The sequence below is a fragment of the Pseudomonas sp. R4-34-07 genome (genome assembly GCF_003852375.1).
In the GTDB taxonomy this organism is placed as follows: Bacteria; Pseudomonadota; Gammaproteobacteria; order Pseudomonadales; family Pseudomonadaceae; genus Aquipseudomonas.
This window is the reverse complement of the sequence record NZ_CP027760.1, coordinates 5,202,834-5,219,523: the sequence shown is the minus strand read 5'-3', so window position 1 is coordinate 5,219,523 and position 16,690 is coordinate 5,202,834. Positions and strand designations below refer to the sequence as shown.

The 16,690-nt window shown below is 58.6% G+C and carries 12 protein-coding genes and 2 pseudogenes; 3 read left to right on the top strand and 11 right to left on the bottom strand.

The genetic code is table 11. From position 1 onward, the window contains the following. Both C4J85_RS24005 and C4J85_RS24000 read right to left on the bottom strand, forming a co-directional pair. On the bottom strand, positions 1-4,596 hold the full coding sequence (locus C4J85_RS24005) for an RHS repeat-associated core domain-containing protein (protein WP_124410877.1): 4,596 nt from the start codon (positions 4,594-4,596) through the stop codon (positions 1-3). Positions 4,597-4,824: 228 nt separating this feature from the next. After that, positions 4,825-4,956 (bottom strand): annotated as a pseudogene (locus C4J85_RS24000) (MerR family DNA-binding transcriptional regulator); the annotation flags it as partial. Between the two features lie 193 nt (positions 4,957-5,149). On the opposite strand from C4J85_RS24000, the pseudogene C4J85_RS23990 reads away from it, so the two are divergent. Beyond that, positions 5,150-6,182: pseudogene (locus C4J85_RS23990) on the top strand (YhcG family protein). Between the two features lie 61 nt (positions 6,183-6,243). Here C4J85_RS23990 and ycaC read toward each other — a convergent pair. Next, on the bottom strand, positions 6,244-6,876 hold the full coding sequence (gene ycaC, locus C4J85_RS23985) for an isochorismate family cysteine hydrolase YcaC (RefSeq protein WP_057724871.1): 633 nt from the start codon (positions 6,874-6,876) through the stop codon (positions 6,244-6,246). Positions 6,877-7,085: 209 nt separating this feature from the next. On the opposite strand from ycaC, the gene C4J85_RS23980 reads away from it, so the two are divergent. Together C4J85_RS23980 and C4J85_RS23975 are read left to right on the top strand one after the other, a co-directional pair. After that, the gene (locus C4J85_RS23980; protein ID WP_124410875.1) at positions 7,086-7,850 is read left to right on the top strand and encodes a type IV toxin-antitoxin system AbiEi family antitoxin; all 765 of its coding nucleotides are present in this window, start codon (positions 7,086-7,088) and stop codon (positions 7,848-7,850) included. After that, positions 7,840-8,763, top strand: coding sequence for a nucleotidyl transferase AbiEii/AbiGii toxin family protein (locus C4J85_RS23975; protein WP_124410874.1), 924 nt, complete (start codon positions 7,840-7,842; stop codon positions 8,761-8,763). Before C4J85_RS23980 ends, C4J85_RS23975 begins: the two co-directional genes overlap by 11 nt. Positions 8,764-8,986: 223 nt before the next feature. On the opposite strand, the gene C4J85_RS23965 is transcribed toward C4J85_RS23975, so the two are convergent. The 8 genes from C4J85_RS23965 to eat form a co-directional block, all read right to left on the bottom strand. Further along, positions 8,987-9,757: a S24 family peptidase gene (locus C4J85_RS23965; protein WP_124408284.1), complete on the bottom strand. Its 771-nt coding sequence runs from the start codon at positions 9,755-9,757 to the stop codon at positions 8,987-8,989. Between the two features lie 209 nt (positions 9,758-9,966). Further along, positions 9,967-10,494, bottom strand: coding sequence for an inorganic diphosphatase (ppa, locus tag C4J85_RS23960; protein WP_124410873.1), 528 nt, complete (start codon positions 10,492-10,494; stop codon positions 9,967-9,969). Between the two features lie 108 nt (positions 10,495-10,602). Further along, positions 10,603-11,418: a zinc-dependent peptidase gene (locus C4J85_RS23955; protein ID WP_124368499.1), complete on the bottom strand. Its 816-nt coding sequence runs from the start codon at positions 11,416-11,418 to the stop codon at positions 10,603-10,605. A 6-nt stretch (positions 11,419-11,424) separates the two neighbouring features. Beyond that, complete coding sequence (locus C4J85_RS23950) at positions 11,425-12,081, bottom strand: DedA family protein (protein WP_046069710.1); 657 nt, start codon at positions 12,079-12,081, stop codon at positions 11,425-11,427. Positions 12,082-12,382: 301 nt separating this feature from the next. Further along, the gene (locus C4J85_RS23945; protein WP_124368498.1) at positions 12,383-12,841 is read right to left on the bottom strand and encodes an N-acetyltransferase; all 459 of its coding nucleotides are present in this window, start codon (positions 12,839-12,841) and stop codon (positions 12,383-12,385) included. 91 nt (positions 12,842-12,932) lie between these two features. Further along, positions 12,933-13,766, bottom strand: a complete 834-nt coding sequence (gene eutC, locus C4J85_RS23940) for an ethanolamine ammonia-lyase subunit EutC (RefSeq protein ID WP_124410872.1) — start codon at positions 13,764-13,766, stop codon at positions 12,933-12,935. Beyond that, positions 13,763-15,157 carry an ethanolamine ammonia-lyase subunit EutB gene (locus C4J85_RS23935; RefSeq protein WP_124408281.1) on the bottom strand — a complete coding sequence of 465 codons (1,395 nt, stop codon included), beginning with the start codon at positions 15,155-15,157 and terminating at the stop codon, positions 13,763-13,765. Before C4J85_RS23935 ends, eutC begins: the two co-directional genes overlap by 4 nt. Before the next feature lie 53 nt (positions 15,158-15,210). After that, positions 15,211-16,644: an ethanolamine permease gene (gene eat / locus C4J85_RS23930; RefSeq protein ID WP_124410871.1), complete on the bottom strand. Its 1,434-nt coding sequence runs from the start codon at positions 16,642-16,644 to the stop codon at positions 15,211-15,213. Positions 16,645-16,690: the final 46 nt, after the last annotated feature.

Genomic DNA, 16,690 nt, shown 5'->3' with positions numbered 1-16,690 from the left:
TTATCTCTTGAAGTAGGTGTGTGAATTGTCACCGGTTTTTAATGGGGCTTTGATTTCATTTACCGTAGTTTTGGTGTTGAAGTGAGGTCCATGATTGCCTTTTTTGTGACCTAGCGAATGCTCATATATTTTAGTTAGATGGTTCTTTGCTAAGCTGAAAACGTACACTCGTCCTACAGTATGGCAATCCTGATCGCGAATGGTTTCTCGGTAGATGCCTATCGGTTGAGTATTTCTTGGTATGCCTCCAATCTCTTTGGCTCTTCTAAATGCGCCGTTTCTTGACAGTTTGCTATCGAAACCTTTCGGAAGCTCTACATCCCCTTCATTGGCCTTGACGTTTTCCGCAGGATCTTCAGAGCGATGTGCCGGCTTATATCCATCAATGCCTGGACATCTACTCAGCCCCAGCGGATCCACCCACCCCGTTGGGTTGGGCGCATATCGGTATGCATTGATCCCACCCGCCAGCTTCACCGGGTCGGGCGTCAAGTAACGACCAATATCCGGATTGTAGTAGCGATGGCGGTTGTAGTGCAGGCCGCTTTCCTGGTCGAAGTATTGGCCTTGGAAACGTAGCGGGTTGTCAATTTTGCCTACGTCGAGGCGGCTGATTTCGCCGTAGGCGCGGTAATGGGCGGACCAGACGATTTCGCCTTCAGGCGTGGTGAGTTCCTGTGGGGTGCCGAGGTGGTCGAGTTGGTAGTGGTAGAGCTTGGTTTCTTGTGGGCCGAAGCCTTCCAGCAGTGCTAATGGGCGGAAGCTGTCGGGTTCGTAGAGGTAACTGCGATGACGATCCGCGTGATGCTCAGCGACGATTTTGTCGCCTTGCCAGAAGAACTCCGTGGTGATGCCGTCGACGGTTTTGCTGATACGCCGCCCAAACGGGTCGTAGCGATAACTGGCGGTTTGGCCGTTGGGCTTGGTGATGCCGATTAGCCGGTGCTGGCAGTCGTAGCGGTACTCGGTAACGAGTTGATGACCCTTGCCACGCCGCTCGCGGATCAGGTTGCCGAAGGCGTCATAGTCGTAATGGTGATCGCCTTGGATCACCAACCGATTACCCGCGACGATGTCCGGGCCAGGACGGTCTTGCATGAGCAAGTTGCCGGCCGGGTTGTGGCCGAAGCGTTCCTGGACGTCTTGCGAGTGATCGGCGCGGGTCAGGCGGTGGAGCGGGTCGTAGCGGTAAAGGTGTTCGCCTTTGCGGGTGTCGTGCAGGCGGGTGAGGTTGCCGGTTTTGTCGTAGTCGTAGTGGCGTTGGTAGAGGTGGTTTTGCTGTTGGGTGACGGCGTGGGTATGTAGCCGGTTTTGCTCGTCATAGTGGTAATGGCTGAGCAGTTGGCCTTGTTGGCGTTGGTGTTCGCGGCCGGCTTTGAACAGGTGTGAGGTCAGCAGCGAACCGTTCAGCTCGACGGTGGCAAGATGGCCGCCTTTGTCGTGGTTGAAGGTGAGGCGGTTGTTGTCCGGTAGGCGTAAGTGCTGAAGTTGGCCGCAGGCGTCGTAGCCGTAGCGCAAAGTGCCCCAGCCTTGGTGTTCGGCAGTGAGGCGGTTTTGGCGGTCGTATTCGTAGGCCAGGAACCAGTGGCCGTCGTCGACGCTGAGGAGGTTGCCTTGGCGGTCGTAGGTGTATTCAACCGTATTGCCGTCGGGCAGGGTTTTTCCTACGAGGCGACCGGCATGGTCACGCTGGTATTGAGTGACGAGCTGACTGCCGTCGTCGCCGTATTCGGTTTTCTCCAGCAGGTTGCCGTTGAGGTCGTAGGTGTACGCGGTGCGTTGGCCGTCGAAACCGGTTTCCTGTTGGATCAGGCCGTTGGGGTGGTAGTCGAGCCGGTAGGTTTCGCCGACTTCGTTTTCGATGGCGGTCAGCAGTAAGCGGGCGTTGTCGTAGCGGTAGTTGACCTGAGTGCCGTCGGCATTAATGCGGCGGCTGATCAGGTGCAGGCCGTCGGCGTATTCGTAGCGGGTGACGTGGCCGAGTTCGTCGCGCTCGGCGATGATTTTTCCGTAGGGGTTGTAGCTGAATTCTCGTGTGGCACCGTCCGGCAATACCAAGCGAGTTAACCGGCTTACGGCGTCCCATTGATACTGGGTCAGCGCGCCTTGTTCATCCTCACGCGCAACCTGCCGGCCCAGGTCGTCATAGAGATAGCGCTTGATCCCGCCATTCGGTAACTGCTCTTCAACGAGCTGCCCGCGTTCGTTCCACACCAACCGATGGCAGCTGTTGTCGGGATACCAAACCCCGGTCAGTTGCCCTTGCTTGTCGTAGCTGTAGTCGGTCGCATTGCCATCCGGATCGATCTGGCGAATGACATCGCCCTGGTCATTACGCTCGTATTTCCAGACCGCCTCACCGCGCCTTACAACCCGTACGAAACCGTTGTCATGCTCGTAGGACGTCGGCTCATCATCCCCCGGAAACAGCGCGACCAAGCGTCCGGCGTCGTCGTATTGATAGGCCGTCACCGCACCCAGCGGGTCCTGCTCGACGGTCAGGCGGCCCTTGTCATCGTAGGTTTTGAAATGCTGGGCGCCGTCGGGATCGATGCGCTGTACCAGCCGTGCCCGCTGGTCATGTACGTAAACTTCCTGGCTGCCGTCGGCGTTGTGCACGGTGACGCGACCGTCATCGCCCCAGGCATACCGCGTGTCCATCTGCGAGAAACTGGCCAAGTGCCGAATACAGCGCGCTGCCTTGCCAGCGCGTTCCCATTCCCAAAAGAAACTCGCCCCACCGGCCAGCTGGCGCTCAAGAATGACGTGCTGCTCGTCGTACCGATAACGCTCGCATTCACCGACAGCGTTGGTCGCTGAAACCAGTCGTCCAGCGTCGTCATAGGCGTAGGAAACGACGTTCTGCTCGGTCACCCAGACGAAGGGTTCATGCCCCGTGGCGCGATGAACCTGGTAGTCCACCGCGACAATGCGATCCAGCTCATAGCGCAAGAGCAAAGAGCGGCCCACGCCGTTATCCAGTCGCTCAATCCGCCCCAATCGATCCCGGACAACCAACAACCGGTTGTCATGCGCATCGCTGATCGCCGTCAGCACACCGTCGCAAAAGTGGTAGAACCGCGAACCCTGGGCCAGCACCAGTTCATCAGGCAACGACCCCAAGTAAATCGCCGCTTCCGCCAGGCTGTTGGTAATCGCCGGCCGCGCCACCGTCGGCAAGGGCAGGGTGGTCGCGCGATTTTCGTGGTCCGTCCACACCACCGAGTCGTCTGACACCACAAGCCGCTGCGCCAGCGCATGACTCCAGCCAAACCCCAAGCCACAGTCCACTTCCACCGCACTGCTGCGATACAAGCGCGTCCACTCAAACGGCAAGATCCCATCCAGCGCGCCATCGGTAAGGGTCAGCAGTTCCTCGCCAGTGACCATCGACACCGGGCAGCCGTGGGTGACGGTTTTATCCGCAGAGTCAGCAGCCTCCCCAGCCGGATTTTTAGACGGGGCAGGCACATCATCCACATGCTCTTTGTGCCGCAGCACCGCGTTCTGCCGAGCCTTCCAGCGCATCTGCAGGGTGCCCTGTTTCAGCCCACCGACCACCCCTCGAACCGCCACCGCTTTATAGCGATCCACCGCCTGCATAAACTTGGTCAGAATCGCCAACATACTCTGTACGAAGCCAACCGCGGCCTCAACAATCCGAGCGCCATACTTGACCAGCCGCAAGCTTAAATACGCCACACCCGCCGCCGGTAAGGCGATGGTCAGCACCGCGCCAATCACCAGATCAATCAGCAGCGATACTATTAACCCTGCAGCCATTTCCGCGACCTGGCTCGGCGGCAACGCGTCCAGCCATATCATCGCCGTACGTATCAGCAGGTACAGTGCAGCCTCATCGCTGGCGAGCAACATCGCCTGTTCCATGATCTTGGGGGCATCGGTGGCGATTTGCGCCAACTTGGCTGCCTGGGCTCCCAGTTGTTCTACATATTGCAACGGATCTTCAAGGATCGACTGCACCAGCTTTATGCTGTCCCACACATCACGGATCGCCGCCCAACTGCCCGCCAGTACGCCGCTGCCAATTGCACTGGCCGTGGATTGCTGCCAATGCGGCTTGAAGTCCTTCCACTGATCGCGCAGCCATTGCTCCAGGTCTGCTGTCAGCCCGGCATAAGAGTCAAACAAGGCATCCACTTGCTGCGCTGAAACTCCGCCTTGAACCCGAACTTGATAGCGCCCGCCAGCGGCGCAGTAGTGCGAACCCTCGCCGTGTTCATCGAGCATGATCACTGCTGAGCTACCGTCATCCAGGCGGGTCACCTCAACGGGGATGTCGCCAATCGGCACGTCATACAGCGACTCGAACCTGCTCTGGATCTTAAGCACGCCACCCGCAGGGCAAAGAGCCACGGTAGAGAAATCCGCGTCGGTAAGGCTCACCGACTGCTGCGAATCCCCGGCCCGTAACACCCGGTCCATTCCCAGCAACGACGGCATATCCGTGGCATGGCTCACCGAATCCAGTGCCCGGGAATACCAGGCACCCATTTGCTGGCGATAAATCATCAGGCTCTGATGGAAAGTATCTAGCTCATATTCGATCGAGGTGATGTGGGCAGCGTGGGTCATCCATGACGTCTCGGCAGAAGGCAAGGCGTCGGAGTCTGCCCCAGCGAAAGGCAGCTGGATGAGTGGTTTGAAAAATCAGATTGCGCTTACAAACGGCGGGCAATAGTCGATGGCGACTGATGCCCACGGAGCACTTCAGATTGCGATGCTGCTGATTGACGAATAGTGCCCAATGAGCGCCTTTCAGCAGGACTCAAATGCATTCAACCAGACCCCCATCCGTTGCGATTCGAAACTTTTCGCCGTATAGACGCGATGACCGCCCTGGCGCTGGGGCTCGGGCATCAACCTGATGACCTCATAATGACGAAACGCCTTGATGGTCGTGCCGGACACCTGCGCGGCTTTGCCGATATGCATGAAAAGTTCTTTTTCAGATAGTGCGCCGGCCTATTTCAGCCGGTTGGCCCTCTGCGTCAGCGGAGAGCCCCGCGCGGGCCCGAACAGCAGGACCGTTCCGTAAGGTAAGCAGGACCCTTCCTAGACTATTTAAGAGCTCTTGTGACGGCCCGGCGGCTTGACTAGCCTGCCGAAAACACAACGGTAAAAAAATATGAACGAGGCCTCTATCGGTTTAAACGCGCCGCCTGATGGCTACACCGATTGGCTGACAGGCCTCAAGAGCCGTATCCATAACGCACAGCAGCGCGCGTCAATCGCGGTCAATCGTGAATTGGTGATGCTCTACTGGCAGATTGGACGCGAAATTTTGGCCCGTCAGAGCGATCAAGGCTGGGGGAGCAAAGTGATCGACCGCCTTGCGCAGGATCTGCGTGCAGCGTTTCCCGACATTAAGGGTTTTTCGCCGCGCAACCTCAAGTACATGCGTGCTTTTGCCGAGGCGTGGCCGGATTCGGAATTTGTGCAACAGGCTGCTGCACAATTGCCCTGGGGTCACAACGTGGTGTTTGCTCGAAAAGCTTCCCGGCCCGGAAACACGTCGCTGGTACATCACCCAGGCAGTTAAACACAGCTGGTCGCGGAACACGCTGTTACTGCACATCGAAAATTGCTTGCTGGAGCGCAGTGGCAAGGCAGTCAGCAACTTCGAAAGCCATTTGCCCAAGGCACAATCCGATCTGGCACGAGAATCTCTCAAGGACCCTTATCGCTTTGACTTCCTAAGCCTGGGCCTGGATGCGAAAGAGCGTGATATCGAAAATGCTTTGATCAAACATGTCACTGAGTTCTTATTAGAGTTGGGCGCGGGCTTTGCCTACGTTGGCCGGCAAGTACTGCTGAATGTTGGCGGTGATGAGTTCTTCGTTGACCTGTTGTTTTACCACTTGAAACTGCGCTGCTACGTAGTGATCGAACTCAAGGCGGGTAAATTCAAGCCCGAGCATCTGGGCAAGTTGAGCTTCTATCTCGCGGCTGTAGATGCCGAACTGAAGCACCCACAGGATGGCCCGACCATTGGCCTGTTGCTGTGCAAGGGTAAAAATGAGGTGGTGGCTGAATATGCTCTGCGCGATAACAACCGGCCTATCGGTGTGGCGGAATATCAGTGGGTAGAGTCTTTGTCGGCAGAACTGCAGACCAGTTTGCCCAGCATTGAGCAGATAGAGAGAGAGCTGGCGGGGTAAGCCGGTTCAAACACCGAAAGCCTGCCTTTTCAGGGCAGGCTTATCGTCACACTGGGCTGACTTATTTCTGCTGAGCCGTCAGCGCCGCATACCCATTCATCAAATTGCGATAGTTAGGAATCCGCTGGGACAACAAATTCCCCAGCCCTTCGATATCGTTGCGCCAGTCACGGTGCAACTCACACGCCACCGAAAACCAGTTCATCAACTGCGCACCCGCCTGGGTCATCCGGCTCCATGCCGCCTGCTGCACCGTGGTATTGAACGTGCCCGACGCATCCGTTACCACGAACACCTCAAACCCTTCCGCCAGCGCCGACAAGGTTGGGAACGCCACGCACACATCCGTCACCACGCCGGCGATGATGATCTGCTTGCGCCCGGTGGCCTTGATCGCCTTGACGAAGTCTTCGTTGTCCCAGGCGTTGATCTGGCCTGGGCGAGCGATATACGGCGCGTCCGGGAACATTTCCTTCAACTCCGGCACCAGTGGGCCGTTGGGGCCTTGCTCGAAACTGGTGGTGAGAATGGTCGGCAGGTTGAAGAACTTGGCCAGGTCGGCCAGGGCCAGCACGTTGTTCTTGAACTCGTTGGGGGAGAAGTCCTGCACCAGGGAGATCAGGCCGGTCTGGTGGTCGACCAGCAGGACAATGGCGTCGTCTTTGTTGAGGCGGTTGTAGGTTGGAGTGCTCATGGTTGAATCCTTTTTTTGTTTAGGTTGGTTGGGCGTTGTGTTCAACATGGGCACAGATTAATGGTTGGTCTGAAAGTGATAAATCGGCTGGCGCGTGTCTTACCGTCAACAGGAAGGAGACAATCAAAAGGTGGAAAAGAATGACTCCACATAGCGCTACCATGGTTTAATATTCATTATATAAAGACCCTTATAGGGTGATATTTTAAATGAAAATAAACCAGCTTCTAGCCAATTGGCCATCGGGCGTCATCGCCACCCAAGCGTGGCTGCGCGAACAGGGTGTTGGCCCGAATCTCATTCAGAAATATCAGCAAACAGGCTGGGTCGAACGCGTGGGTCACGGTGCCTGGAAACGCAGCGGCGAGAGCATCGACTGGCACGGCGGTGTATTCGCGTTGCAACAGGGCGCAACAGTGCAGGTTTGGCCGGGCGGCGCGACGGCCTTGAGCTTGGCCGGTTACAGCCATTACCTGACGTTTGGAAAAGAGTCTGTAGATCTATTCGGCCTATCAGGGGCCGTTCCTCCCGGTTGGTTTCGCAAGCATGCATGGGAAGCGCAGGTGAACTTCTATCCGGGCGTGCTCTTTACGGAATTGGAAGATATGGCGTTACAAGTTTTCCAAATACCTTACCGTCAATTCGCGCTAAAAATCTCCACCCCGGAACGTGCGGTGCTCGAGCTTATTCACCAAAGCGCCGACGAGATGCTGTTCAGCGGCGTGGCCGATATCCTCAACGGGCTTGCCACACTGAGCCCCAGGCGCCTGCAGAAGCTGCTTGAAGCGTGCAACTCCATTCGCGTCAAACGTGTGTTCTTTGTGCTGGCGCGTAAGGCGGGCCATGCCTGGTACGCGCGAATAGATCGTTCCAGCATCGATCTAGGCAAGGGCAAGCGGCAAATCATCCGGGGCGGTCGACTCGATAACGAGTTCCTTATTACCGTTCCGGAGCGTTTTGCCAATGCCACTTGATCCACGTTATGCCGCTCAGGTTCGTCTGCTGGTGCAGGTCATTCCTTACGTAGCGGCGCAACGATGTTTTGCACTGAAGGGCGGAACGGCGATAAATCTGTTCGTACGTGACCTGCCTCGGTTGTCGGTAGATATAGACTTGGCGTATCTGCCCAGCTCTGATCGCCAGCAGGCATTGGTCGATGTTCGTCAGGCCCTGGAGCGGATCGCCGATGCTATAGGGCGGGGCCTTCCCCGAACCCTCGCGACCGTTCAAGGCAATCGAGACGATGAGCTTCGGATTCTCGTCAGAAACCCTCAGGCCCAAATCAAGATTGAAGTTTCGCCGGTGCTGCGCGGCACCGTGCATCCACCGGCAACGCAAGACGTAGTGCCACGGGTCGAAGATGAATTCGGGTTCGCCTCCATTGCAGTGGTGTCCTTGCCCGACCTATACGGCGGCAAAATCTGCGCTGCGCTGGATCGGCAACATCCCAGAGACCTTTTCGACGTGATGTTGATGCTTCGAGAGGAAGGGCTGACGCGTGAAATCTTCGACGGCTTTCTGGTGTACCTGATCAGCCACGGCCGGCCCATGGCTGAATTGCTTGCTCCGCGCTGGAAACCGTTGGCGAGCGCATTTGAGGCTGAATTTGCCGGCATGACGCGAGAGCAGGTCACACTTGGCCAGTTGGAAGCTACCAGGGAGGCATTGCTGGCTGCGATCCGCCAACAATTCGGTGAACAGGATGCCGCCTTTCTGATTTCGGTCAAACATGGAGAGCCAGACTGGGCGACGCTGAACGTGTCGGGAATAGATCAGTTGCCTGCGGTGCAATGGAAGTTACATAACATCAGGCAAATATCTGCTGCAAAACGGATGGAGGCAGTGGCGAAGCTGGAGGCGGTGGTTGAGGGATTATTGGCTGGATAAGGCCGAGATAGACGGGCATTAAAAAGCCGGCTTGTGGCCGGCTTCTCGGGGACTGTCTCAGCTTGTTTTTGACAAACCTCATCAGCCTTCAAATCGCTCAGCCCACATTGCGTCGGGCTGAATAGTAGGGCATCTGCGGGAACTCCTCCGCATCGCCTGGCAGGGTAAATAGCTTAAAAGCCACCCCCTGCCAAATGTGCGGCGCATGATACCCACATTCACCTCAGTTGCCCACCTCCGGTTCCGATTCAGAGCCTTCCCAGCCCAGCAGGTGTTCGTCCAGCGGTACCGGTGGGCGGCGGTTGTTGAGGGTGGACCACCAGAATACCCAGCCGACTATCTGGAAGTTCTGCTCGAAGCGTTCGTCGTAGGTGAGGTATTCGTCCGGGTGTTCGCTGGCGTTGTGGCTGCGCATGCGCAGGCCACCGCCAGGTCGGTTGTAGAGGTATTTGATGCGCAGCATGCCGTCGTGTTCGACGGCGTAGATTTCGCCGTCGATGATTTGGGTGCGGCCTTTATCGATGGCGAGGGTGGCGCCTTGTTGGATGATGTCGATCATGCTGTTGTCGACCATGTAGGCGCCGACCGCGCGGTCGGGGTTTACGTTGAGGGTTTCGAGGGTGTGCTGGGTGACGCGGATGCGTTCGGTTGAGGTGAATGTGGGGTGGAGGGGGATCTCCACGTCGGTACTATCCGGGCGGCAGGCAGGGCCTGTGAGGTATTTGCCGATGTCTTCGCGGGTCGGTGCAATCCTTGCGGTGGGGCCGTCCAACAGGTAGTTGACCGGTGGGTGTTTGGGGCCGCGACCGTCGCTTAACCAGCGACTGGAAACGCACAGCAGTTCTGCGAACTCGTTGAGTCGGCCCATGGGGACGCCGCGTTTGAACCAGTTGTTCACGTGCTGAGGCGTGACGCCGCGATTCTTGGCGAAGTCGGAGGCGGAAAGATGAACTTCCCGTAATAGCGCTTTTAAACGATCACCTGATGTATTCATAAACGCAGAGTTTACCGGCCAGGAAAACTATTCAAATAAACTATGCGTTGAGTTGCGTGTGTAGGTTTTTCCTTAGTTGTAGCTTGATTCTTCATTCGTTCGTGTTAGTTAAACATGGAAATCAAACGTTGAACTCGGTGTTTAATGTTCATAAAAAAAGCCCCGAATAATCGGGGCTTTTTAATTGCCGTGGCAATGAGGCGCAAGTATCAGCCTTTGTAGGCGGCTACCGACTTCATGATCTCGGCGCGGGCAGCGTCTGCGTTGCCCCAACCGTCGATCTTCACCCATTTGCCTTTTTCGAGGTCTTTGTAGTTCTCGAAGAAGTGCTTGATCTGTTCCAGCAGCAGTGTCGGCAGGTCGGTGTATTCCTTCACGTCGACGTACAGCTGGGACAGCTTGTCGTGTGGCACTGCGATAACTTTGGCATCGCCGCCGCCGTCGTCGGTCATGTTCAGGATGCCGACCGGGCGTGCGCGAATGACCGAGCCTGGGGTGACCGGGTAAGGGGTCACGACCAGCACGTCGAGGGGGTCACCGTCGTCAGCCAGGGTGTTGGGAATGAAACCGTAGTTGGCCGGGTAGAACATCGGGGTGGCCATGAAACGGTCAACGAACAGGCAGTCGCTGTCTTTGTCGATTTCGTATTTGATCGGCGCGTGGTTGGCCGGAATTTCGATGGCGACGTAGATGTCGTTCGGCAGGTCTTTGCCAGCCGGAATCTTGCTGTAGCTCATTGGGCGTTGCCCCCGTAGTTGGCCATATGACATGGCCGGATTGGCCTAAAAGTGGCGGCGATTATAGGCATATTCTGACGCCGATGCCATGCGCCAAGCGTCGTACGGTCATTCGACCTGCGGCTGGTAGCGCGGGTCGTGGGCTTGCAGTTGGGTCAGGCGGGCCAGCGGGTCCTGGCGGTAGAAGCGGCTGAGTTGGGCGTACACCTGTGGGTAATGGCGGACCAGTAAATCCGGGGCGCTGAAAAAATACTCGCTGGTGACGGCAAAGAATTCCGCCGGGTTTTCCGCTGCGTACGGGTCGATCTCGGTGTCGGCGTCCGGGTTGGCGTCCAGTTGGTGATTGAGGTCGTCGAAGGCGCTTTGCATCACGCTGGCCCATTCCTGCACGCGCATGTCGTTGTGCAGTGGGGGCAGGCCGTTGGCGTCGCCGTTGAGCATGTCCAGTTTGTGCGCCAGCTCATGGATGACCAGGTTGTAGCCTTCCCATTGGCCGCTGGCCAGTACGCCGGGCCAGGCGAGGATCACCGGGCCTTGTTGCCAGGCTTCGCCGCTGTGCTCGCCGTCCCACTCATGTTCCACGCCGCTGGCATCGCGATGACGTTGCGGGCTGAGAAAGTCGTCAGGGTACAGCACGATTTCATGGAAGCCCTGATACCAGTCGAGGTCACCCAGGTTCATCAGCGGCAGTTGCGCCTGGGCCGCGAGCAGCAAGCGCTGTTCCTGATGCAGTTCGACGCCGGGCAGGGCGGTGAGGTGTTTTTCGGCGAGGAACAGCACACAGGCTTCGCGCAGCCACTGGTCTTGCTCGGCGGTGATGCCGTCGAGGAAGGTCAGGTGGTGACGCACCCGTTGCCAGGTGTCATCGGCAATCGGGTGCTTGGCCAGCAGGCGCCGGCGACGCCAGGCGCTGAGGGACCACATGGGCGATCAGTGCGGGTTGGCTTCGGAGGAGGTGCGGCCAAAGCGGCTGCGCACCACGCCGATGATCATCGGCACAAGGGATAGCAAGATGATGAACACCACCAGCAACGACAGGTTCTTCTTGATAAATGGCACGTTGCCGAAGAAGTAACCCAAAGTCACTAGGCCGCCGACCCAAAGGATGGTGCCCAGCACGCTGAAACCGAAGAAACGCGGGTAGGGCATCTTGGCAATGCCGGCGACGAACGGCGCGAAGGTGCGCAGGATCGGCAGGAAGCGCGCCAGGGTCACGGTCTTGCCGCCGTGCTTGTCATAGAAGTCGTGGGTTTTTTGCAGGTAGTCGCGGCGGAAAATTTTCGAGTTCGGGTTGCTGAACAAGCGCTCGCCCACGGTTCGTCCTATTACATAGTTGGTGCTGTCGCCGAGGATGGCTGCCAGCATCAGCAGGCCGGCCAGCAACACCGGGTCCATGCCGCCACCTGCGGCGACAGCGCCGGCAATGAACAGCAACGAATCACCCGGCAGGAACGGCATGACCACCAGGCCGGTCTCGCAAAAAATCACCAGGAACAGAATGGCGTAGATCCACGGACCATAGTTGGTTACCAGCATGTCGAGGTAAACGTCGAGATGCAGGATAAGGTCAAGCGGGTTGAAATCCATGGATGGCACCTGTGTGAATGGCCCGGCTCAGCAGGCCAGTGCGGGGACGACGGGGAATAAGGCTACACGTGTATGTCGAGATTCTTACAACCCTGAAAGGTCGGCATTATACGGATTGAATGGTGAAAAGCGTGTGGCTTTTGTAGCGGGGAGTGTCGTGAAAGTGTGAAGCGGTTGGGTGCCGGTTTAATGTGGGAGGGGGCTTGCTCCCGATTGCGGTGGGTCAGGGACATGAGTATTGGCTGACATACCGCTATCGGGAGCAAGCCCCCTCCCACAGGGGATCGGCGGTGTTTGAGGGTCAGTCTTCGTTGATCGACAGCACGTAGTTTTTGAATTCGGTGTCTTCGCGAAACCCTATCGACTCATAAGTCTTTTGCGCCACGTCGTTGTCGCTGCTGGTAGACACCCGCAACCGCACCGCGTGGGTTTCCTTGGCCATCTTCTTCGCCGTGCGCATCAGGTTGTCGGCGACCAATTGTCGACGTGCGTCCTCGGCCACATAGATGTCATTGAGGATCCACACGCGTTTTAACGACAACGAGGAAAAGCTCGGATACAGCTGGCAGAACCCCAGCAGTCGCTTGTCATCATCATCGGCCAGCGCCAGGTAGATCACCGATTCCTTGCGCCGCAGGCGCTTTTCCAGAAAGGCCCGCGAGGAGTCCGGGAACGGCAGGGCACCATAGAACTCGCGGTATTTGACGAACAACGGGGTCAGCAGGTCCAGGTGTTCCAGGGTCGCTTGAATAATCCGCATGCCAGGCCTCAACATCCAAATGGGTATGACCACACGCGCGGTGGTGGCTTGATGCTGCCTAATGCCGCGAAAAAGCGCAATCGTGCCGCGATCAATCCGCAGGTGGGCTAAGCAGGAAGTTGCCTTTCATCAGGTCCGGGTCATCTGATTCGATCGTCTGCAGTTGCGCCTCATCCTTGAGATGGACCCCGGACAGTTGCCGGCGACAGGCCTCGCGCATCAGGTACAGCAGGCGATGGGCCGCCATGCCGTAACTCAGGCCTTCCAGGCGCACATTGGAGATGCAGTTGCGATAGGCGTCGGTGAGGCCAACCTTGGGGTTGTAGGTGAAATACAGGCCCAGGCTGTCCGGCGAACTCAGCCCCGGCCGTTCGCCGATCAGGATCACCGCCATTTTGGCGCCGAGTAGCTGCCCGATCTCATCGGCCACGGCGACGCGGCCCTGTTCCACCAGGATCACCGGTGACAGGGACCAACCTTCGGCGTGGGTCTGTTCTTCCAGGCGTGCAAGAAAAGGCGCGGTGTGTTTATGCACGGCCAGCGCCGAAAGGCCATCGGCGACCACGATCGCCAGGTCCACGCCATCGGGATGCGCCGCCGCGTAATCACGCAGGGTCTGCGCCGATTCATCGCTGAGGCGACGTCCCAGATCCGGCCGTTGCAGGTACATATGCCGGTCGGTGGCGGCGCTGTGCAGCAACAGGCTGTCGCGGCCGCGTTCGGCGAATTGGCGGCTCAGCGCTTCATGGTCGAAGGGCAGATGCACCGCATCCCGCGCCTGGGCGTGGGCCAACTGGAAATCCAGCTGCGCGTTGGTGGGAATGCTGGTGCCGGTGCGGCCCAGGGCAATGCGCGCCGGGGTCAGGCGGCGCAATTGCAGCCAGGGGTTGTCAGGCAGGTCGAGTTGCACAGGCGGCTCCTTCATCCCAGTTGCGCCAACGCGTGGCGGAACGCCGGTGGCAGGCTGTTGCCGAAGCGCACCTTGCCGTCGGCTTGCGTAAAGATGCCCATTTTCGCCAGCCATTGCTCGAACTCCGGCGCCGGTTTCAACCCCAGGGTCTGGCGCGCATACAGCGCGTCGTGGAACGAGGTGGTCTGGTAATTGAGCATGATGTCGTCGGAGCCGGGGATGCCCATGATGAAATTGATCCCGGCCACGCCGAGCAGGGTCAGCAGGGTGTCCATGTCGTCCTGGTCGGCTTCGGCGTGGTTGGTGTAGCAGATGTCGCAACCCATCGGCACGCCGAGCAGCTTGCCGCAGAAGTGGTCTTCGAGCCCGGCGCGGATGATCTGTTTGCCGTTGTACAGGTATTCGGGGCCGATAAAGCCGACCACGGTGTTCACCAGAAACGGTTTGAAGTGCCGGGCCACGGCATAGGCGCGGGTTTCACAGGTTTGCTGGTCGACGCCGAAGTGCGCGTTGGCCGACAAGGCGCTGCCCTGGCCGGTTTCGAAATACATCAGGTTCTGCCCCAGGGTGCCGCGGTTGAGGCTCAAGCCCGCGTCATAGCCTTCCTGCAACAGGCTCAAGCTGATGCCGAAGCTGGCGTTGGCCGCTTCGGTGCCGGCGATCGACTGGAACACCAGGTCCAGCGGCACGCCACGGTTGATCGCTTCGATGGAGGTGGTGACGTGGGTCAGCACGCAGGCCTGGGTGGGGATGTCGTAGCGCTGAATGATTGCGTCGAGCATCTCCAGCATGGCGCAGATCGAGGCGATGCTGTCAGTGGCCGGGTTGATGCCGATCATCGCGTCGCCGTTGCCGTAGAGCAGGCCGTCGAGAATGCTGGCGGCGATACCGGCCGGTTCGTCGGTGGGATGGTTGGGTTGCAGGCGTGTGGACAGGCGTCCGCGCAGGCCCATGGTGCCGCGAAACTGGGTGACCACGCGGATCTTCTGTGCCACCAGTACCAGGTCCTGTACGCGCATGATCTTGGACACGGCGGCGGCCATTTCCGGGGTCAGCCCCGGCGCCAGTGCGCGTAGGGATTGTTCATCGGCGGCGTCGCTGAGCAGCCAGTCGCGCAGGCCGCCGACGGTCAGGTGGCTGACCGTGGCGAAGGCCTGTTTGTCGTGGGTATCGATGATCAGCCGGGTGACTTCGTCGTTTTCATAGGGAATCAACACTTCTTCCAGGAAGTGCTTGAGCGGGGTGTTGGCCAGCGCCATTTGGGCCGCGACCCGTTCGCCATCATTGTGCGCCGCCACGCCCGCCAGGAAGTCGCCGGAACGCGCCGGGCTGGCCTTGGCCATCAGGTCCTTGAGGCTGTCGAAGCGGTAGGTCTGTGCACCCACCGCGTGGGAAAAGCTTGCCATACAGTGTCTCCTTGACGACGCGGGCAAGGCGCCCGCGTCGAGGTTTACGGCAGTTAGTGCAAGGCGGCCTCTGCGGCCTGGATCGCCGCGAATTCTTCTTCCGGCGTGCCCGCTACCAAGTGATGCCGGCTGTAGAAAGCAAAGTAAGCAATTAATACTCCATAGATGATCGCGGCGCCAATGACCACGCGCGGATCCACCAGAAAGCCCGCCACCACGGCCACGCAGGCCAGTACCAGCGCCACGCCCGAGGTGAAGATGCCGCCCGGCGTGCGGTAGGGGCGTTCCATTTTGGGGCGACGGATGCGCAGGGTGATGTGGGCGGCCATCATCAGCACATAGGAGATGGTGGCGCCGAACACGGCCACCAGAATCAGCAGATCACCCTGGCCGGTCAACGACAGGCCAAAACCGATGATGCCGGGGATCACCAGCGCCAACACCGGCGCCTTGCTCTTGTTGGTCTCGGACAGCTTGCGCGGCAGGTAGCCAGCGCGGGACAGGGCAAAGATCTGCCGCGAATAGGCGTAGATGATCGAAAAAAAGCTGGCGATCAAGCCGGCCAGGCCTACCAGGTTGACGAAGCTGCCCATCCAGGTCGAGCCGCCGTAGGACAATGCCAACGCTTCCACCAGTGGGTTGCCGGATTTGATCAAGGCGTAAGTGCCCGCACCGCCCGGCGCGATCACCAGAATCAACAGGGCAAAACTGGTCAGCACCACAATCGCGCCGATCAGCCCGCGTGGCAGGTCGCGTTTGGGGTTCTTGGTTTCTTCAGCGGCCAGGGGCACGCCTTCTACCGCGAGGAAAAACCAGATCGCATAGGGGATCGCCGCCCACACGCCGACGTAGCCGAACGGCAGGAAAGGGCTGGCACCCTTGGCTTCGGTCACCGGGATATCCAGCAGGTTGACGACATTGAAGTGCGGCACCATCGCTACCAGAAACACGCCCAGGGCGATGGCTGCGATGGCGGTAATCACGAACATCAACTTCAGCGCTTCACCCACCCCAAAGATGTGGATGCCGATAAAGATGATGTAGAACGCCAGGTAGATCATCCAGCCGCCAATGCCGAACAGCGACTCGCAATACGCGCCGATAAACACCGCGATGGCGGCGGGCGCGATGGCGTATTCGATCAGGATCGCCGTGCCCGTGAGAAACCCGCCCCAAGGGCCAAACGCGCTGCGGGCAAAGCCGTAGCCGCCGCCTGCGGTAGGAATCATGGAAGACAGTTCGGCCAGTGAAAAACACATGCACAGGTACATGGTGGCCATCAGCAGTGTGGCGAGAAACATGCCGCCCCAACCGCCCTGGGCCAGGCCGAAGTTCCAGCCGGCGTAATCGCCGGAGATGACGTAGGCGACACCGAGGCCAACTAATAACACCCAGCCGGCGGCGCCTTTTTTGAGTTCGCGTTGTTGAAAGTAATCGGTGCCGACTTTTTCGAAATCGACGGAAGAACTTGTGGGTTCGCTGGGCATGGGAAGTACCTTCCATTCTTATTGTTTTAACTCGGCCTCTGTGTGC